At 35.1% G+C, this 20,259-nt stretch carries 20 protein-coding genes; 16 read left to right on the plus strand and 4 right to left on the minus strand.

What is annotated here, in order from left to right; all coding sequences use genetic code 11:
* The first annotated feature begins 73 nt into the window (after nt 1-73).
* The 6 genes from OPR26_RS04225 (at nt 74) to OPR26_RS04250 (ending at nt 7,920) form a co-directional block, all read left to right on the plus strand.
* A complete protein-coding gene (locus tag OPR26_RS04225; protein ID WP_406827460.1) occupies nt 74-1,291 on the plus strand; it encodes an ankyrin repeat domain-containing protein in 1,218 nt (405 codons plus the stop codon).
* A complete protein-coding gene (locus tag OPR26_RS04230; RefSeq protein WP_265015554.1) occupies nt 1,284-3,089 on the plus strand; it encodes a pentapeptide repeat-containing protein in 1,806 nt (601 codons plus the stop codon). The genes OPR26_RS04225 and OPR26_RS04230 overlap by 8 nt, the downstream gene beginning before the upstream one ends.
* The gene (gene gmk / locus OPR26_RS04235) at nt 3,073-3,678 is read left to right on the plus strand and encodes a guanylate kinase (protein WP_265016289.1); all 606 of its coding nucleotides are present in this window, start codon (nt 3,073-3,075) and stop codon (nt 3,676-3,678) included. The genes OPR26_RS04230 and gmk overlap by 17 nt, the downstream gene beginning before the upstream one ends.
* 442 nt (nt 3,679-4,120) lie before the next feature.
* Nucleotides 4,121-6,766 carry an ankyrin repeat domain-containing protein gene (locus OPR26_RS04240; RefSeq protein ID WP_265015555.1) on the plus strand — a complete coding sequence of 882 codons (2,646 nt, stop codon included), beginning with the start codon at nt 4,121-4,123 and terminating at the stop codon, nt 6,764-6,766.
* Nucleotides 6,767-7,009: 243 nt separating this feature from the next.
* On the plus strand, nt 7,010-7,762 hold the full coding sequence (locus OPR26_RS04245) for an IS5 family transposase (RefSeq protein ID WP_264702259.1): 753 nt from the start codon (nt 7,010-7,012) through the stop codon (nt 7,760-7,762).
* Nucleotides 7,750-7,920, plus strand: a complete 171-nt coding sequence (locus OPR26_RS04250; RefSeq protein WP_265015556.1) for a hypothetical protein — start codon at nt 7,750-7,752, stop codon at nt 7,918-7,920. Before OPR26_RS04245 ends, OPR26_RS04250 begins: the two co-directional genes overlap by 13 nt.
* Nucleotides 7,921-8,799: 879 nt before the next feature.
* Here the strand turns inward: OPR26_RS04250 and OPR26_RS04255 are convergent.
* A complete protein-coding gene (locus OPR26_RS04255; protein ID WP_264702259.1) occupies nt 8,800-9,552 on the minus strand; it encodes an IS5 family transposase in 753 nt (250 codons plus the stop codon).
* Between the two features lie 66 nt (nt 9,553-9,618).
* On the opposite strand from OPR26_RS04255, the gene OPR26_RS04260 reads away from it, so the two are divergent.
* Nucleotides 9,619-10,818: an ankyrin repeat domain-containing protein gene (locus OPR26_RS04260; protein WP_265015557.1), complete on the plus strand. Its 1,200-nt coding sequence runs from the start codon at nt 9,619-9,621 to the stop codon at nt 10,816-10,818.
* A 7-nt stretch (nt 10,819-10,825) separates the two neighbouring features.
* Here OPR26_RS04260 and sdhA read toward each other — a convergent pair whose 3' ends face one another.
* The gene (gene sdhA / locus OPR26_RS04265; RefSeq protein WP_265015558.1) at nt 10,826-12,631 is read right to left on the minus strand and encodes a succinate dehydrogenase flavoprotein subunit; all 1,806 of its coding nucleotides are present in this window, start codon (nt 12,629-12,631) and stop codon (nt 10,826-10,828) included.
* Between the two features lie 302 nt (nt 12,632-12,933).
* On the opposite strand from sdhA, the gene OPR26_RS04270 reads away from it, so the two are divergent.
* Nucleotides 12,934-13,860: a ribose-phosphate diphosphokinase gene (locus tag OPR26_RS04270; protein WP_265015559.1), complete on the plus strand. Its 927-nt coding sequence runs from the start codon at nt 12,934-12,936 to the stop codon at nt 13,858-13,860.
* A complete protein-coding gene (gene gatC, locus OPR26_RS04275; protein ID WP_253302422.1) occupies nt 13,850-14,203 on the plus strand; it encodes an Asp-tRNA(Asn)/Glu-tRNA(Gln) amidotransferase subunit GatC in 354 nt (117 codons plus the stop codon). Before OPR26_RS04270 ends, gatC begins: the two co-directional genes overlap by 11 nt.
* Before the next feature lie 165 nt (nt 14,204-14,368).
* On the opposite strand, the gene OPR26_RS04280 is transcribed toward gatC, so the two are convergent.
* Complete coding sequence (locus OPR26_RS04280; RefSeq protein WP_320157296.1) at nt 14,369-14,779, minus strand: transposase; 411 nt, start codon at nt 14,777-14,779, stop codon at nt 14,369-14,371.
* Nucleotides 14,776-15,141, minus strand: a complete 366-nt coding sequence (locus tag OPR26_RS04285; protein ID WP_264731180.1) for a transposase — start codon at nt 15,139-15,141, stop codon at nt 14,776-14,778. The genes OPR26_RS04280 and OPR26_RS04285 overlap by 4 nt, the downstream gene beginning before the upstream one ends.
* A gap of 275 nt (nt 15,142-15,416) precedes the next feature.
* On the opposite strand from OPR26_RS04285, the gene OPR26_RS04290 reads away from it, so the two are divergent.
* From OPR26_RS04290 to OPR26_RS04320, 7 genes are all read left to right on the plus strand, one after another.
* The gene (locus OPR26_RS04290; protein WP_265015560.1) at nt 15,417-15,893 is read left to right on the plus strand and encodes a hypothetical protein; all 477 of its coding nucleotides are present in this window, start codon (nt 15,417-15,419) and stop codon (nt 15,891-15,893) included.
* 102 nt (nt 15,894-15,995) lie between these two features.
* Nucleotides 15,996-17,558: a glutamine-hydrolyzing GMP synthase gene (gene guaA, locus OPR26_RS04295; RefSeq protein WP_265015561.1), complete on the plus strand. Its 1,563-nt coding sequence runs from the start codon at nt 15,996-15,998 to the stop codon at nt 17,556-17,558.
* 453 nt (nt 17,559-18,011) lie between these two features.
* The gene (locus tag OPR26_RS04300) at nt 18,012-18,377 is read left to right on the plus strand and encodes a transposase (RefSeq protein WP_264731180.1); all 366 of its coding nucleotides are present in this window, start codon (nt 18,012-18,014) and stop codon (nt 18,375-18,377) included.
* Between the two features lie 20 nt (nt 18,378-18,397).
* Nucleotides 18,398-18,784 carry a transposase gene (locus OPR26_RS04305; RefSeq protein ID WP_265016251.1) on the plus strand — a complete coding sequence of 129 codons (387 nt, stop codon included), beginning with the start codon at nt 18,398-18,400 and terminating at the stop codon, nt 18,782-18,784.
* 4 nt (nt 18,785-18,788) lie between these two features.
* The gene (locus tag OPR26_RS04310) at nt 18,789-19,508 is read left to right on the plus strand and encodes an IS5 family transposase (RefSeq protein WP_265015562.1); all 720 of its coding nucleotides are present in this window, start codon (nt 18,789-18,791) and stop codon (nt 19,506-19,508) included.
* Entirely contained in the window at nt 19,496-19,633 is a 138-nt protein-coding gene (locus OPR26_RS04315) for a hypothetical protein (protein ID WP_265015563.1), read from the plus strand. The genes OPR26_RS04310 and OPR26_RS04315 overlap by 13 nt, the downstream gene beginning before the upstream one ends.
* Before the next feature lie 65 nt (nt 19,634-19,698).
* Nucleotides 19,699-20,256, plus strand: coding sequence for a hypothetical protein (locus OPR26_RS04320; protein WP_265015564.1), 558 nt, complete (start codon nt 19,699-19,701; stop codon nt 20,254-20,256).
* Nucleotides 20,257-20,259 lie beyond the last annotated feature (3 nt).

A 20,259-nucleotide genomic window follows, 5' to 3' on the forward strand; every position in this document is an offset into this window, starting at 1 on the left:
CTTTGGTTTTTTATCTAAGGCATTTTTTACTGTAGATTAATCATTTGATTATAGTATCATTTTAATTAAGCTTATGCTTGGAATATTTATGAAGAATATTTTATATTTTGTATTATTAGTTGTTGTATTTGGATCACTGAGCCTATTTGCTGTAGAGCAATTTGAAGAAAAGAAAATTGAATCAGTTCATAAAAACGAAAATGTAGGTGTAAGGAAGCAAGATAGCACAAATCAAAAAGATGAGTTGAAAAGCAACGTCGATGCTAAACAAACACAAGAAGCTGAGAGCAAAAGATTAGACGGCACTACCGATAAAGAGAAACTGCAACACAACGAGAACAAAGCTTCCGTGGTTGAAAAAACTATAAGTGAAGGTGAAAGGATTGATAAAGATTTGCCAAATGACCAGCTAGAAGGAAGCACAGACAAATTTGCTCAAAATTTACCAAATGTGGCCAATAAAGAAGTGAATAAAGATTTGAAACCAGAGCCTTTGCCTTTAAGTGCTGATTTAAATGAGAATACAGCTAACCCGCAAAAAAATCTACAAGCTGATCAGAAGATTGATATAAAAGATAATGAACTTTCAAAAAGTGATGTGAGTCAATTATTAGAGGGAAAAAAAGAAAAAGTAGAGAATCAGTTTGAAGAAAAAAAAGTGAAAGAAACAAACAATAATTCTAAGAACCGCAATAGAGTAAAACCTATAACTAAAAAAGATGAAGAAGAGCAAAGTGAAAAGAAAAATTTACAAAAATGGACAAAGCTAAACAGAGAACCAATAAAAGAATGGGGTCATAAAGATATACAAAGCAAGTCAATATATAAACGACAATATGATAGCCTTAATGAGCATCTTCCTACAACTGTATTTCTTGATGATTACAGTAAGCAATTTTTTTACTGTATTAAGAAAAATAACTTACCTTGCTTAAGAGGAATAATAAGTAAGCTAGAAAAAATTGGATTAACAACTCAAGAGATACTAAGGTTTAGAAATAAATTGGGTGATACTCCTCTCATTTATTCAGTTAAACAAGGTGAGGTAGACATAGTGCGCTTTCTCTTATTACAAGGTGCTGATCTTAGAGTAGTTAATAATAATTTTCAATCCCCAATTGATATAGCAATCGAAAAAAAGCAGATCAATATAATAAATGCGATTGCCGAAATGATGCCACACCTTTTGGAGGATAGAAAAATAGACAATAAAGAAAGCTCAGCAATGTACGATTGGGCTGTGAAAACAAAAGAAAACAATGAGTCGCAGTGCGATAAGCAAGATGATTAGATTTTTGATATTAATTTTAGTTGGTCATTTATGTTATGGAAATGAAACAAATGATGAAAAAAATCAGATTAGTGATTTTTTAAACGCTCTACATGATGCAAAATACGTATCTTACAGTAAAAAAGACTTTGCTGAATTTTTGGTGCAGTGCCACAAAGATGGCGTGCCAGAAGATTTTAAGAAAGGTTTTGGTTCTAACTTAAATGGAGCTAATTTTAGCCAATTGTACCTAAGTGGATCTGTTTTTGATGGAGTAAGTCTGATTGGTGCTGATTTTTCTAATACTGATTTATCCGACGTGTCTTTCATTGATGTTGATTTACGTGGTGCTAATTTCTCCAATGCTAATTTACATGGCATTAAAATAAAAGGTACAAATTTGAGTTTTACAAAATTTGTTTCTGCAAACTTAACAGATATCGTATTTGATCAGTCTAATGTTAGTTATGCTGATTTTATCAATTCCGATCTTAAAAAAGTGAGTATGCACAACGTAATTGGTTTGCATACTAATTTCTCGAATGTGAAAATGAATCTCTCCAACTTATCAAACTCGAATGTTAGCTACGTAAATTTTAATGATAGTGAAATAAACGATACTGTTATGCAGAAAAATAACCTTGATAATGCAAGTTTCTTTGGAGTGGATGCATATAAATTAAAGATACAATTTTCTTCATTAAAAAATGCTAACATATATGGTGCAGAGTTAAAAGAATCAGACTTTACAGGTAGCAATCTTTCCGATGCCTGCCTTAATTCTTCTATCATAATTAACAGTAACTTCGACGAAGCTAATTTAAGCAACACACAAATTTCCTATGTGAATGACGATAATTCAAGTTTTGTTCAATCTATACTAAATGGTTCAAAGATAAAACATGTATATGTTTCTGAAGCAAGTCTTCAGGATGCTGATTTATCCAATATTGATTTTAGTTTTAGTGAACTGCATCAAGTTAATGTCTCTAATGCTGACATTCGTCACGGAAAGTTTCATAATACTAAAGTTGCGAATTCTAACATGAATGGCTCATTTTTTGACCATTCACTATTCACCTCTGCGAAGATAGAAGATTCAGACCTTTCTACAACTTCAATGTATAAGATAAAAATCCAAGACTCTCAAGTTTATAACAGTACACTTTCTCGCCATAATATTGATTCCAGTGAAATAGAAAATTCAACATTCTTTAATTTATTAGCTGATAATTCGAGCTGGTCCAATTTAAAAGTAACTAATTCAAATTTTATTGAAAGCGATTTCAGATCTTCTTTGCTTCACGCTAATGCCTTTAGGAAAATTAGCTTTTTTCTTAGCAATTTGAGCAATTCAACAATTAGTGATATGTCTTTTCACTCTTCAAGCATATATAAAAGTTCAGTTGCTGATGTTCATTTAACAGATTGCAAGTTTGATAATTCGATTTTGATTGACAATCAAGGGCAGAAAAAACTTGCAGGGTTAGAAAATGCTATAACTTCAATTGAAGATTTGCAAGAGAAAATATCACAGGGTGAAAAATTTGATGTAAATTATTCTTACTTTGAATTTAAGAATATGAATTTAGAAAATGCCGATTTTTCTAATTCAACATTGAGTAGAGCAAAGTTTGTAAACGTTAATTTGAATAAGGCAAATTTTGAAAAGACCAATTTGCGCTATACTGTCTTTGATAACTCTTCTCTCATTGGCACCAACTTATCAAATTCTAATTTAGAAGGTTCTAGCTTTTTAAACTCTGATCCAAAAAGCACCATGTTAAAAAATGCAAAGAAAAATGACCGTAAAAAGTGAGGGCGTATTATTGGTTCTATCCTCCCCTTCTGGAGCTGGAAAAACTACTATATCAGCAAAATTACTTGAGCGATCAACTAATTTAGTTAGGTCTGTTTCTATGACTACGCGCAAGCCTCGCTCCGGCGAAATAAATGGAAAAGACTATTTTTTCGTTACCGAAGAAAAATTTCACGAGTTATGCGAAGCTGGTCGGATGCTTGAATACGCCAAAGTTTTTGAGAATTTTTATGGTATACCAAGAGATTTTATAGAGCAAAACTTAAGCAGTGGAATAAGCGTTTTACTGAGCATAGACTGGCAAGGAGCATTTCACTTATTCAAGCTCATGAGAAAAAAAGTTGTGAGTGTTTTTATACTTCCCCCTTCAATGGAAGAGCTTAGGTTGCGTTTGCAAAAGCGTAATAGTGATGATGCAAGCGAAATAGAGCGCAGATTAGCCGAAGCTCAAAAAGAGATAAGCAAACGTGATAAATATGATTATGTAATAATCAATGATGATATTGATAAAAGTGTAGAAGAGATAAGCTCCATACTAAATAAAGAAAGACTTAAAAAATCAGAAGAAAAACCAAGCCTGGAAGACTGATAAAAACATCAATTTGCAGCTATAGTTTCTTATCCTATTTTAGCCAGTAGCACGTTTTGCAGTTTAGCTATATTTATTATTTTTTAAGATTAAATGGTTAAAATAGTAGACAACTGTTCAAGTGAGGTTTAACTATGACGGCAAATTTTCTCACAGAAATTAATTTTCTGCCTTCTTACCTGCCTTTCTATCTGTATTTCAACTACATATAGCTAAAAGTAACTTAGGTTTACCGAAATATGTTTATGGTTAATTATAGGCGATATCTTAAGTTGTCATTCCAGCGCGTGACGCTGGAATCCAGATTTTTTAGACTGGATCCTATGGTCAAGCCATAGGATGACAGAAGCGGGCTTTGTTAGCTATATACAACGTTTGACTTAATTAAAAAAATTGAATCTTAGCTGACAACTTAAATAGCTTTTAATATTGAGGTTTTAGTATGGGTATAGATCTAAGCGCACTAGCTACTAATGCAAATAAATTAGATGAATGCAAAGACGAGCAATTGTACTGCATTATAGAGAGAAAGGTAAAAAAAGAAGAACACAAGCGTGAAAAACCAAGAAGTCGAGATGGAGCTCTCAAGAAATGTGAAAGGTTATTTGAGGAAGGTGCTAGCCCTGAAGTATTAACTAAATTAGAAGAATCACTTAGAGAACAAGAAAAATATTATAGGTATTATGTCCAATGCTTCCTTCCAGTGCTAGGTAAAGCAATAGAACGATCGAAAAAAATATCAAATGAAACAAAAGAACGAGTAAAGCAAGTAATTTCAGAAATTACTGATAATAGCAAATATTGTTCTAATAGTATTACCCACAACCAAAATGATCGTAGGAATAGTGAAGATAGTGAAGCAGAAAGTGGCTACGGTAGCGATGTTGAAGATGATCATAAAGTAGAAATAAGCAACGAAATAACAAATAGCAATGCTCTATTACTAAAAGCGATCAAAAATGGAAATAACAGGAAATTTAAAAAATATCTAAAAGATTGTACGGATATTAATAGTGTGAAAGGTGAAAAAGACAACAATATTTTACACCTTATCGTGCCATTGGAAAAGAAACAGAAATGCAAGTTTCTAGGTACCCTAATAAAAACGGTCACCGAGGAAGATTTAGCACAACTCATTAATAGTGAAAACCAGGACGAGCAAACACCTCTTCAGGTGGCACTAATTGACAAGATAACAAAAGAAAAACATGAGTCTCATACAATTCGAAGTAACGATAACACACTTAAGTTTCTCGTGAAATTGTTAAGGCATGGAGCCAACTCTGATAATTTAGGATTATCTACAGAAAAATTACAAGACTTAAAAGAAGAGCAAAGGACATACTACCGTAATTTCTTAGAAAAATTAGCAGAGCAAGGAAAGAAATCTAAATTAAAGCCAGAAATAAAAATCAATACAGAAGCAAAAATTAAAGAAATTATACCACGTACCATAAATACTCCAGATAGTAATGATAATTATCAATTACATTTAGCAATTAAAGATAATGATAAAGAACTTTTTGGAGAGTTATTGCAAAAAGGGGCAGATATTAGCCTTAAAGACACAGATGGTAATAATGCTTTACACTTGATTGTTAAACCTAAAACAAAACAAAAACTTAAACTTCTTGATATATTGCTAGAAGCAAGCCAAAAAGAACAATTTATAAAAGCTGTAAATGATAAAAAAGAAGGGCAAACACCGCTCCATCTGGTACTCCAGCGCATACAAGAAAAGAATAAAGAACCTTCATTGAAAAATAAAATAAAAAATGTGGTAAAAAAAGAATTTAAGGATACTGGCAGGTATAAAGCCTTAGAGTTGTTTCTACAAAATGGTGCAGATATTACTGTGCAAGATAAAGATGGAAAAAATGCTCTGCACTATATTGCTTCATTCAAAGGAGAACAAAAAGTTACATGTTTAGAGTTGATTTCAAATAAAGATGATGCTGTAAATACTACTAACAGGGAAGGATTAACACCTCTTCATCAGTTGCTTCAGCATATAAAAGAAAAGAATGAGGATCGATCATGTACAGATAGAAAATTTGAAAAAACTAAAAGGTATGAAACCCTAGAACTATTGCTAAAAAATGGTGCAGATATTACTGTGCAAGATAAAGATGAAAAAAATGCTCTGCACCACATTGCTTTACTAAAAGGAGAACAAAAAGTTGCATGTTTGGAATTGATTTTAGGTTTAGTAAAAGAAAGAAAAATATCTGAAGATCAATTAAGAGAGGCTGTGAATGCACCTAATGGAGAAGAGAACACACCCCTAGAATTGGCATTAAAGAAAAAAGCAGAAAAAAGAAGTATCAAATACCTATCGCAAGGAACAATTTTTGATACAGCAACTGCTTATGACAATACAACAAAATTTTGTACAATGCTGCTAGAAATAGGCGCTGATCCCTGTTCTCTGGAGCTGAAAGATCCAAAATTCCATACTAAAAAGTACTATTTAACTTTACGAGATCTAAAAGATTATTCAGGGACTCCACAGAAAGCACAGGAGAAAGCTAAAGAACTAAAAGAGAAGCTTGAGGAAAAATACCACTGTGGAACTGCTTCAAAAAAATGCAAGTCTGGCATTGAAAAAGCAGGTTCTTTTATAGAAAAAGCAGCATCTGCTGTAGCAGGATTCATAGATCCAGCAAAAAGAACCCGCGAACTGTTAGCAATCACGATAACAATTACTGTTATTGCAATGGTAACATTTGCTTTCTTTCAGGGTCAAATGGCAATTGGAGCAGCCATTCCTATCATAGCTGTTGCTGGAGTTATATGCCTTACTTTAACTTTAGGATTTAGTGGTATTAAGAAACTTTTTGAAAAATCAACCAACAAAGCACAGGACACATTTAACGACAAAAACCGCTCTAATTCAACAACAGAGCAGAATCAAGCTTCGAAGAACCCTATTGACAATGATCAACAGAATTTAGGAAACGATTCTGAAGACCTAGCAGCAAAAAGACAACAAAATCAATCAGAGCATACAGAAAACCCAGCTACCAAAATGAGCGATATATCAATATCACCTCAATTTATAAATAAGCTAGTAGGGAACGCTCTATAGCTAGCTACAATTTGATATGCCGTCATTCTGCTACTCGTTAGCGCCGCGGTATAGCACATTTTGCACCTGTTCACTTTAGCTATATACCAATATTTATCCTTTCTTAAAACTAAACATTTAAAATAGTAGATAATCGTTGAAGTGAGGTTTAACTATGATACTAGGCTCTGTGGACAAAAAATATGAAAAGAGAGAAAAAGATGGTAGTTTAGCCTAATAGGTAAAAAATGGAGAAACTACCATATGCAATATTACATCAAAGAGGAAAATTGGAAACAAATTTTAGAGTTCATAAAAAGCGTAAAAGGAATGCACAGCAAAGATGAAAAACGTTTAAGAATATTCATAGAGGCAGTGTGGTACATAGTGCGAAGTGGTTGCCAATGGAGACTTTTACCAAAAACTTATGGTAATTACAGGAGTATACATAAGCGATTTAAAAGATGGTGTGAAAGAGATGTCTGGAAAAAATTGCTTGAATATACTAAACAAGAGCCTGATTTAGAAGTTGCTATAATCGACGGTACGATCATCCGAGCCCATCCATGTTCATCTGGATATACAAAAAACTCCAAGGATCAAGAAGCTTTAGGGAGGAGCAAAGGTGGCTTTACAACTAAAATACATGCGCTTGTCGATGCACTTGGAAATCCACTTAAATTTACTCTGACTCCTGGTCAAAGAAATGAAATTACGCAGGCACAAGTGTTGACCGAAAGTATCTATAACTCTACTGTAGTAGCTGACAAGGGCTACGATAGCAATGCCTTTGTTACAAGTCTTGAAGACAAGGGATGTACAGTAGTTATTCCGCCAAAACGGAATCGAAAAGTGCAAAGGTATTACGATGAGCATATCTACAAAGAACGTCATTTGATTGAGTGTTTTTTTGGTAAAATTAAAAATTTTAGGCGCATTTTTTCCAGATTTGATAAAACTGCTGAGGTTTTTATGGGTTTTCTCAATTTTGTTGGAGCTCTTGTATGGCTTCTCTAAAATTTTGTCCACAGAGCCTAGCAGAAACGCTCTTCTGCCTGTATTTCGATTACATATACAACATTTTAAAATTTAAATCTAACTTTTTAGTTGTTAGTTCTCAATCTCAAATTGTTAACGCCTACAACTACAAAGATATACAAATAGTTAATTTTTAGCGAGGCTTTGATATGACAGAAAAAAATTCTACATCCAATGAGTTAGTATACAACAGTAAACTATTGAATATTATAATGGAAAAAGTAACAAAAGGAAAGCACAAACACCTACACCCAGAAGTTGGAAAAGACAGTACTCTCAGAGAATGCAAGAGATTGTTCAAGAAAGGGGCTAGTCCTGAGGTATTAACTGAGGTATTAATTAAATTAAAAAAATCGCCAGAATATTATGAGTATTATACTCAATGCTTCCTTCCAGTATTGAAAGAAAAAATCAAACAGTCAAAAGAACTAGAGGAAATAAAAAAAGAGAAGATAGAACAAGTAATTTCAGAAATTATTAGCCAGAGCAGCAATAAGGATCTTTCTAATAACATTGCTCAAAGTCGTAGAGGGAGTATAGAGAGTGAAAACAGTGGAATTGAAAGCGGCAACAGTAGCAAAGCTGAAGATGATCATGACGCTAGTAAGAAGCATTCAATCAGTAGTGCTAACACAATAAGTGAAGATCAAGAAGTAGAGAACGGGATAACGGGTAACAGTGAAGACAGTGGAATTGAAAGCGACAACAGTAGCGAAGCTGAAAATGCTGATGAGAAAGACCACATTTCGGGTATACCAATTTTCCACACAGCAAATGAAGATCAAGAAGTAGAAAACGGAATAATGAACAGCAATGTTCAATATACTGATAAGATATTCAAAGTAATCAAAAATGGGAGTCAAAGGGAATTTGAAGAATATCTAGAAAATTGCACGGATATTAGCAGTGCAAAAGATGAAAAGGAAAATAATATTTTACACCTAATAGTTACACAATTAGAGAAAAAACAAAAGTTTGATTTTTTAAATACAGTACTAGGCTCTGTGGACAAAATTTTAGAGAAGCCATACAAGAGCTCCAACAAAATTGAGAAAACCCATAAAAACCTCAGCAGTTTTATCAAATCTGGAAAAAATGCGCCTAAAATTTTTAATTTTACCAAAAAAACACTCAATCAAATGACGTTCTTTGTAGATATGCTCATCGTAATACCTTTGCACTTTTCGATTCCGTTTTGGCGGAATAACTACTGTACATCCCTTGTCTTCAAGACTTGTAACAAAGGCATTGCTATCGTAGCCCTTGTCAGCTACTACAGTAGAGTTATAGATACTTTCGGTCAACACTTGTGCCTGCGTAATTTCATTTCTTTGACCAGGAGTCAGAGTAAATTTAAGTGGATTTCCAAGTGCATCGACAAGCGCATGTATTTTAGTTGTAAAGCCACCTTTGCTCCTCCCTAAAGCTTCTTGATCCTTGGAGTTTTTTGTATATCCAGATGAACATGGATGGGCTCGGATGATCGTACCGTCGATTATAGCAACTTCTAAATCAGGCTCTTGTTTAGTATATTCAAGCAATTTTTTCCAGACATCTCTTTCACACCATCTTTTAAATCGCTTATGTATACTCCTGTAATTACCATAAGTTTTTGGTAAAAGTCTCCATTGGCAACCACTTCGCACTATGTACCACACTGCCTCTATGAATATTCTTAAACGTTTTTCATCTTTGCTGTGCATTCCTTTTACGCTTTTTATGAACTCTAAAATTTGTTTCCAATTTTCCTCTTTGATGTAATATTGCATATGGTAGTTTCTCCATTTTTTACCTATTAGGCTAAACTACCATCTTTTTCTCTCTTTTCATATTTTTTGTCCACAGAGCCTAGAAAAATTTTAACACCTTTAAAAAAACTTATACCACACTACGATAATACAATAGTATCTGCTATACAATTGCTCAAATTAGGAGCAAATATTGATGATTTGCAGTTGTCTGAAGAAGAATTACAGGGGTTAGGCGAAAAACAAAAAACATATTATCTTAATTTCCTAGAAGAGTTAGCAGAGCAAGGAAAGAAATCTAAATTAGAATCAGAAACAAAAACCAATACAGAAACAAAGGAAACTATAGAGTATACCATAAATACTCCAGATAGTAATGATAATTATCAATTACATTTAGCAATTAAAAATAATGATAAAAAACTTTTTGAAGAGTTATTGCAAAAAGGGGCGGATATTAGCCTGAAAGACACAAAAAGCAACAATGCTTTACATCATATTGCTTTACTTAAAAAAGAGCAAAAAGTTGCATATTTGGAGTTGATTTTGAATTTAGTAGAAAAAGGAGTGATATCTCAAAATAAATTGAGAGAGGCTATAGATGCTACCAATCAGAAAGAAAACACGCCTCTACAAGTGGCGCTAAAAACAAAAGCGAGGAAAGGAGGAACTAAATATCTAAAGAAAGGAAAAATTTTTGATCCAACAGTTAGTTATAGCAATACAACGAAGTTTTGTGCAATGCTGCTAGAAATGGGCGCTGATCCCCGTTCTCTGGAGTTAGAAGGTGAAGAATTTGATACTAGAAAGTATTATCTAACTTTATGTGGTTTAAAAGATTATCCGAAGACTCCGCATAAAGCACAAGAAAAAGCTAGAGAATTGAAAGAGGAACTTGAGGAAGAATACCACTGTAAAACTCCTTTAAAAAAATGTCAGTCTGGTGTTAAAAGAACAGGTTCTTCTATAGGGAAGGCAGCATCTACGATAATCCATAAAGGGCCAGCATTAGCAATAATGTTTGCTGTTATTGGAATAGCAACTGCTGCTGCCTTTAATGGGGCAATGGCACCTGTAGCGGCCATTTGTATCATAGTTGCTGCTATATCTGCATATTTTGTTTTCACTTCACGGAGTCGTATTAAGGAATTTCTTAAAAAATCAAGTAATGAAACAAAGGACCATGTTGACAATAAACAACAGAGAAAACATGCAAGAAGACCAAAAAGTGAAGTAAAAGATACATCTATTAAAGAGCAACGCACAAATGTGTTGAAGGTTTCCTAGTTATAAGCTAGTATACCCTCTTCTCTGGCGCTATGAAATCAATCTCATCGCTCAGAGTTTTTTCAGCAACTTTTTTGTAGTCAATTTTTACGTTAATTTGCCCTTTCTTTTCTTCAAGCCACGCTATAGTGTGCTTCATCCAGTTTTTGTCATCACGTTCAGGAAAATCTTCACGAGCATGAGCACCTCTACTCTCCTCTCGATTAGCTGCGCATTCCATGGTAATAACCGCTTGTGGGATCATGTTAGCAAGCTCCAGTGCTTCAACTAAATCACTGTTCCATATCATACTGCGATCCTCAAGTGAAATATCAGGCATCATTTTTGCTACCTTTTTTATAGCTTTTTTACCTTCTTCTAAAACTTCAGCAACACGGAACACTGATGCATATTTTTGCATAGTGTTCTGCATTTCGCTGCGTATTTTTGCTACTTTTAGCCCACCGGAAGCAAATCGCATTTTATTGAATCTATCTACTATCCAGTCTGTGCAGTCTGAATGCAATTTTTTATGTGGTGTACCGGATTTTAGCTTCTCTTTTGCTCTGAGCGCTGCAGCTCTACCAAAAACCACAAGATCAAGAAGCGAGTTAGAACCAAGTCGATTTGCACCGTGCACAGAGACACACGCAGCTTCTCCAATTGCAAATAGTCCATCTACCACTTCTTCCTTACCTTGCTTCAGCGTGATCACTTCTCCATGATAATTGGTTGGAATGCCACCCATGTTATAGTGAACAGTCGGAATGACCGGTATTGGATCTTTAGTGACATCAACTCCAGCAAAAGTTCTTGCGGTTTCGCTGATGCCCGGCAATCTGAGTTTTATTACTTCTGGATCAAGATGCGCTATAGTTAAATACATATGATCTTTTTTCGGTCCAACCCCCCTTCCCTCTCTAATTTCAATTGTTATTGCACGACTTACCACATCACGGGAAGCTAAATCTTTTGCTTTTGGTGCGTAACGTTCCATAAACTTTTCGCCCTGAGAATTAACGAGGTACCCCCCTTCTCCACGGCACCCTTCTGTCATCAAGCACCCTGAGCCATATATTCCTGTTGGATGAAATTGTACAAATTCCATATCTTCAAGTGGTAACCCAGCTCTCACCACCATGCCATTACCATCACCTGTGCAGGTATGCGCACTTGTTGCAGAGAAATAAACACGTCCATATCCACCTGTTGCTAGCACCACCGAATGTGCGCGAAATTTATGTAATGTACCGTCGCATAGCGACCAAGCAAGAACTCCGCAGCATGCTCCGGTTTCGCTATCCATAATTAAATCAATCACAAAGTATTCAACAAAAAATTCAGCGTTGAATTTAAGACACTGCTGATATAGAGTGTGAAGGATTGCGTGCCCAGTTTTGTCTGCTGCCGCACAAGTGCGCTGCGCTGATTTTCCTTTACCAAAGTGAGTTGTCATTCCACCAAAAGAGCGCTGGTATATTTTGCCATCTTCTGTACGAGAAAAAGGTACGCCAAAATTTTCAAGTTCAATAACAGCTTTAGCAGCGTTTTTACACATATATTCTATTGCATCTTGATCACCAAGCCAGTCCGAACCTTTTATTGTGTCATATGCATGCCAGCGCCAATCGTCTTCACCAATATTACCTAAAGCTGCACTAATTCCGCCTTGTGCTGCAACTGTATGACTTCGCGTAGGGAAAATTTTAGAAATGCAGGCAACTGAAAAATTAGTTGCAGCCATCCCAAGCGTTGCTCTGAGCCCTGCTCCACCTGCACCTACTACTACCACATCATACTCATGTTCTATGATCTCATACGCTGACTTATCCATATTTACTTATTTTATCATTACAGACTTATGATATCACGGAAGTAGAAAAAATCTATACAAGTTTTCTATAGCTAATACCAATTCTCATTATTAGTGAACCACTTTTTCATCCAATAATTTTGATCTTAATGCCATTTAAACCTCGCTATTTTACTTACTTCAGGTGGAACATACATTGAAACAATGCGTGAAAATGACAGGTCATTGTACAAGAGGTACCTAATTTGCCAACAAGAATGCTAGATTTACATTTCAATTATTTCATAAATTCTGTATAATCTTAAAAACTCAATTAGTGCGTTATGAAGATAATAATAGGTAATGCTAGTAAAGAATTAGGGGAATCAGTAGTTAACCGGCTAGATGTTCAACCATCCTCTGCTTGGATATCAAAGTTTACCGATGGCGAGGTAAGTGTAGAAGTAGCAAATGATCTATATAATCAAGAAGTATACATAGTACAATCTCTTTCTCCCCCTGTGAATGATAACCTTATGGAGCTTCTGCTTATAATTGATGCAGTAAATAGATTAGGAGCCAAAAGGATAGTAGTAATTATTCCTTATTATGGATATAGCAGGCAAGATAGAATTATCAAGAACAATGATATGCAATCTGCTTTAAATGCCAAATTAGTTGCAAATCTTATTCAAACTGCAGGTGCAAGTAGTGTTGCAGTGATTGATTTGCACTCAAGTCAAATTGAAGGATTCTTTGATGTACCGATAACTAATTTGAACTGCTTCGAAGCATTTGTTGACTGTATACACACGGAAAATTTGGCAATTGTTGCACCTGATGTTGGAGCAATTGGCAGAGCACGTGCTTTTGCAAAGACTTTAGAGGAAAAGTACAAGATAGGGTTAAGTAATAAGATTATTGTAGTAGATAAATATAGGGAGAAAGCGGGCACATCTCAAGTAATGAACATAATAGGAGAAGTTGCGAATAAAAATTGTGTCATTGTTGATGATATAGTTGACTCTGGTGGAACATTGTGTAATGCAGCCCTTGCTTTAAAAGGCCACGGAGCAAAGTCCGTAATTTCATGCATCACACATGGCGTGCTTTCAGGAAGTGCAGTTGAAAAAATTTCTTCCTCTTCTTTAGATAAATTAGTGATTACGGATACCATACTTCACAAACTTGAAAAAACTGGTAAAATAGAAGTTGTTTCGGTCGTAGATATTTTAACTCACTTCATCCAAAGAGGCAAAGATGCCAGCTAAGTCAACAGAAGACGTTATTACTTCACTAATAGAATTTGCAAATAAGAGAAAAATAACAATTACCAAGGAAGAAATGCTTAAAATTGCACAGCTTGTAAGGATTAAGTTATCAAATGACGAGATTGATTACTACTCCAAAGAACTGACAATGCTGGATTGGATACATGATACTTTATTGCAAGTTAATACTGAAGGTATTTCTCCTATGCGTTATGGCAGTATAGACAAGGACATTCATGTACGCGACGATGTTATAAATTCTCAAAACATTAAAGAAGAGATATTGTCCAATACAAAACCTGAGCATGGGTATTTCGTAGTGCCAAAGGTTATAAACGATTAGGGTAAATAAGGCGTTTCCCTACGTCATACCGCCGCGGTGCTAACGAGTAGCGGAATGACGGTTTTTCAAATTGTCGGTAAACCTAAGCCATTTTAGTTATAAAAAGTAGATCATAGCCAACCCATGCAGTCCGTCAAAGTTTTAAAGAGGTCTTAGAGCATGTCTTCAAACTGAAGAATGAGCTAATTTGTGAAGCATAATAGTGATCATATTAAAGAAGATATAGTTTTTTGAGGTGAGAGGAGAATGCTCGTAATCTTTACTCATGCGCCTAAAATTGGAAAGCCAGGCAAAAGTTCTTTCAACAATCCAACGTTTGGGAATAACTTGAAATCCTGTATCAACTATTTTCTTGGCAATCGTTAATAAACATCCCGTTTCCAATAAGCATCTGTTTTGTAATTTACCTATGTACCCTTGATCAGCAAAAAACTTACGTAAAGTTGGAACTTTGCATTTAGCTTGGGCAAAAAGATTTAGAGCACTATCACGATCTTGAATACTTGCACTCTGTACTTCAGCAGCAATTACAAGACCCACAGTATCTACAATAATATGGCGTTTTCTGCCCTTTATTTTTTTGCCAGCATCATATCCTCTGGATCCCCTTTTTGAGTAGTTTTCACTGACTGGCTATCAATTATACCTACTGATGGAGTCTTATTTTTACCAATCATCTCTCTTACTTTTTTAACTAGAAAATCATGAATTTCTTGCCATATTCCACTTTTTTTCAAGCGCGAATTACAACTATATACGGTTTTCCATGGTGGAAAATCTTTAGGCAGTTGTCTCCATTGACATCCTGTTCTCATCATATAGCGGATTGCATTAATAATTGTTCTAATACTATGTTTTCTTGGTCTGCCGGTCTTTTTAGGTTCAAAATATGGCTCTATTGTCTTCCATTCTTTGTCACTTATATCGCTTGGGTACATCTTAAAATGTACCTTATACCATACTTCTTAACTTCTTTCTACTCAGTTTGAAGACATGCTCTTAGTTTACTTGCTCCATTATTTTCTTTATTATCAGATATTGCTTTAAATAATATGGAAGGGTAAGTTGTCAGCAATTGCCATTATTGATTTTGGTTCACGTACGATATCGGTAGTTAACATTAGCTATCTGAGGGTCAGAGTCGCCTTTCTTAAAGGTATTTTAAGTATACTGAATGTATCATTGATACGTGATAATAAAACTGGAGGGTTTTATGGAAACATCTGAATTAACTTTACTCGACTTGCAGAACTTTCTTGACAATTTAAAAGGATATGTGCGTAGTGAAGTAGAAAAATATGTAGATGAAGAGGCAAAAGAAATTAAGGACAAAGCAGCAACATATATAACAAATAAGCCTAAAAAAGTTAGGGTAGCTGAGAATCAATATACTGGAGTACAAAATAAAGAGGTCATCAAAGCTCTATTTATAGGGGAAATACTTGTATGGGATCGCCCAGAGAGTGGCCAGAAATACGAAATTAAAGTTAAGGGAGTGGAAGAGTTTGTAGATAACAAAACTGGAAAAATGATTGAGGCTAAGTCTCTATCCGGAGTGTGTAAAGCATTGGTTGGTGGTGGAAGTTATAGTGGTTGGGAAGAATTGGAAGTATGTCTTAACCCTAAAGAGGGGCTGCAACTTCCGAAGTGCCACCGTAAAAAGTTCTTCTTAGATAAAAATAAATCATAGCAAACGCACGCCATACATTAAAGCTTTTAAGAGGTCTTGGTTTACTTACTCCATTATTTTCTTTATTATCAGATATTGCTTAAAATAATATGGAGGAGCAAATTGTCAGCAATTGCCATTATTGATTTTGGTTCACAGTTTACACAGCTTATCGCAAGACAAGTAAGAGGAATGGGCGTTTATTGTGAAATATTTCCAAACAACATCAGTTTTGAAACAATATCAAAATTCAATGGGTTTATTCTCTCTGGAGGACCACAATCTGTAAATGATGATTGTTCTGAAACAAGTAGAGTAGTACATGAAATTATAAAACTTAATAAGGCAACAAACGTTCCTATACTTGGAATATGCTATGGACAGCAACTCATTTGTCATTATTTTGGAGCAAAAGTAAAAGAGAGTTTCAAACAGGAATTTGGCAGAACTAAAATCAAGATGCTAAAAGAATCCCCCATTATAAAGGATACCTGGGATGTTAATTCTGAGGTGGATGTATTAATGAACCATGCGGACAGTGTTGATACTATACCACAGGGATTTACTGTTATCGCATCAGGTGTGATAAATCAAACAATTGCAATGATTGTTAACGAACAGCGGAAGATTTACTGTACTCAATTCCATCCTGAAGTAAGGCCCACGACAAATGGCAGTAAATTGCTCTCTAACTTCTTGGATATTGCAAATTGCGAAAGAGACTGGACAATGAAGTCGTTTATTGAGGAGCAAAAGGAAAAAATCAAAAATGTAGTAGGAGAGAAAAAAGTAATCGCTGCAGTAAGTGGTGGGGTTGATTCAAGTGTTGCAGCGGCTCTCACACATAAAGCTATAGGAAAACAATTGAACTGTATTTTTATCGATACTGGGTTGTTACGCAAGAACCAGACTATTGCTATGTTGAAAGAGATTCCGATAAATTATGTTGATAAATCAAATTTATTTTTGAGTAGGTTGAAGGGAATAACTGATCCAGAAGAAAAGCGAAAAATTATCGGTAACGCTTTCATTGAAGTGTTTGAAGCAGAAGCAAAAAAAATAGGTGATGTGGATTTTTTGATGCAAGGTACCATCTACTCTGATGTAGTTGAGTCAGGGCATGCCTCAGACAATACTAGTACAATTAAGTCTCACCATAATGTTGGTGGGTTGCCAGAAAAGATGAACCTGAAGCTAGTAGAGCCTTTACGCTACCTCTTTAAAGATGAGGTAAGGCTACTCGGAAAAGAAATTGGGCTTTCAGACGAGATAATATTTCAACATCCATTTCCTGGACCCGGACTTGCAGTGAGGATTATAAGTGAAGTCGATGAAGAAAAGGTGCGAATATTGCAAGAAGTAGATGAAATATATATTAATACGATGAAAAATTACGATCTATATGATAAGATATGGCAAGCTTTTGCTGTATTATTACCAATAAAAACTGTAGGCGTCATGGGAGATGGTCGTACATACGGATATGTTTGTGCTTTAAGGGCTGTAACATCGTCCGACGGTATGACGGCTGATGCATTTCCATTTGAAGATAAGGATCAGCATTCGCTAGTGTTTTGGGACTTTTTACAGAATGTTGGCAGTATAATTATTAATAACGTTTCCGGAGTAAATAGAGTTGTCTATGACTTAACTTCTAAACCACCAGCAACCATTGAGTGGGAGTAAATCAAAAAGTCTAGTCATCCCGCAGCGGGACCCACAACTGTACGAACATTGTAGTTTGGGAGCAATTCCCACCAGTGGGGTGTCATCCCAGTGCCCAGACACTGGTTCTATGCAACTTAATTAAAAACGTTTGTTTTAGCGTAAGACAACTACCTTTAGCTCATCAGCTCAGTTATAAGCAAAATTTCTGGATTCCAGACTGGAATGACATCATCTGTTGTGCAATTTACCTTCAAAAATGAATGTTCGTACAGTTATGAGCGGGACCTAGGCTCTGTGGACAAAAAATATGAAAAGAGAGAAAAAGATGGTAGTTTAGCCTAATAGGTAAAAAATGGAGAAACTACCATATGCAATATTACATCAAAGAGGAAAATTGGAAACAAATTTTAGAGCATGTCTTCAAACTGAGTAGAAAGAAGTTAAGAAGTATGGTATAAGGTACATTTTAAGATGTACCCAAGCGATATAAGTGACAAAGAATGGAAGACAATAGAGCCATATTTTGAACCTAAAAAGACCGGCAGACCAAGAAAACATAGTATTAGAACAATTATTAATGCAATCCGCTATATGATGAGAACAGGATGTCAATGGAGACAACTGCCTAAAGATTTTCCACCATGGAAAACCGTATATAGTTGTAATTCGCGCTTGAAAAAAAGTGGAATATGGCAAGAAATTCATGATTTTCTAGTTAAAAAAGTAAGAGAGATGATTGGTAAAAATAAGACTCCATCAGTAGGTATAATTGATAGCCAGTCAGTGAAAACTACTCAAAAAGGGGATCCAGAGGATATGATGCTGGCAAAAAAATAAAGGGCAGAAAACGCCATATTATTGTAGATACTGTGGGTCTTGTAATTGCTGCTGAAGTACAGAGTGCAAGTATTCAAGATCGTGATAGTGCTCTAAATCTTTTTGCCCAAGCTAAATGCAAAGTTCCAACTTTACGTAAGTTTTTTGCTGATCAAGGGTACATAGGTAAATTACAAAACAGATGCTTATTGGAAACGGGATGTTTATTAACGATTGCCAAGAAAATAGTTGATACAGGATTTCAAGTTATTCCCAAACGTTGGATTGTTGAAAGAACTTTTGCCTGGCTTTCCAATTTTAGGCGCATGAGTAAAGATTACGAGCATTCTCCTCTCACCTCAAAAAACTATATCTTCTTTAATATGATCACTATTATGCTTCACAAATTAGCTCATTCTTCAGTTTGAAGACATGCTCTTAGAGTTCATAAAAAGCGTAAAAGGAATGCACAGCAAAGATGAAAAACGTTTAAGAATATTCATAGAGGCAGTGTGGTACATAGTGCGAAGTGGTTGCCAATGGAGACTTTTACCAAAAACTTATGGTAATTACAGGAGTATACATAAGCGATTTAAAAGATGGTGTGAAAGAGATGTCTGGAAAAAATTGCTTGAATATACTAAACAAGAGCCTGATTTAGAAGTTGCTATAATCGACGGTACGATCATCCGAGCCCATCCATGTTCATCTGGATATACAAAAAACTCCAAGGATCAAGAAGCTTTAGGGAGGAGCAAAGGTGGCTTTACAACTAAAATACATGCGCTTGTCGATGCACTTGGAAATCCACTTAAATTTACTCTGACTCCTGGTCAAAGAAATGAAATTACGCAGGCACAAGTGTTGACCGAAAGTATCTATAACTCTACTGTAGTAGCTGACAAGGGCTACGATAGCAATGCCTTTGTTACAAGTCTTGAAGACAAGGGATGTACAGTAGTTATTCCGCCAAAACGGAATCGAAAAGTGCAAAGGTATTACGATGAGCATATCTACAAAGAACGTCATTTGATTGAGTGTTTTTTTGGTAAAATTAAAAATTTTAGGCGCATTTTTTCCAGATTTGATAAAACTGCTGAGGTTTTTATGGGTTTTCTCAATTTTGTTGGAGCTCTTGTATGGCTTCTCTAAAATTTTGTCCACAGAGCCTAGAGATACTGCGGCGGAATGACGAATTTGTTGTTTTTCAAATTGTAGGTAAACCTAAAGCTATAGAAAAAAAGAAGAACCAGTTTCTTAGTTCTTCATTGACATAATTCACTTCATATACCATAATAAAATTCTGAGGTCTGGAAAGACTGCAAGTATAAAAAGGAGCAAAATGCTAGGGATAATTTATTTAGCAATTCTGGGAATAGCTGTAGTAATAGGGGCTATAGTAAGTATTTTAACAGGTCTTGCACTCAGTACCTTAACTAGTCTTTCACCTCTGATGATAGGTGGAATTGTTGGTGCTATTTCTGTAGCGCCATTAATTGTAACTTTCATAAAAACGCCCTTGTCCGAATTTGTAGATTGCAATGGTCATCGTGTAAGTGATTTAACATTAAAAGAAATTGCATGTCTAGCTGGTTTGTTTATTGGAAGTGTTGCAGTTGGAGTTGTCCTTGGTAGTGTTGCTCCAATAGTTAAAGTAAATTCTTTATCGTCTTTATCAACTACGATGGATTCTTTACTGATGATAGGAGTGATAGCACCAGTACTGCCAATTGTAGCTGCAATTGGAATAGCTATTGCATTGGATAAAATTAAAAGACTAATGAAGTCATCAGAAAAAGAGCCTTCTCGACTAACAGAAGAAGAGTCACAAAATTCATCGAACGAGTTAAAAGAGGCTAGATACAATAATATACGTGAGCAAGAGACTGTACAACCATAGTTA

Origin of the sequence: Wolbachia endosymbiont (group A) of Anoplius nigerrimus, assembly GCF_947251795.1 — a bacterium.
In the GTDB taxonomy this organism is placed as follows: Bacteria; Pseudomonadota; Alphaproteobacteria; order Rickettsiales; family Anaplasmataceae; genus Wolbachia.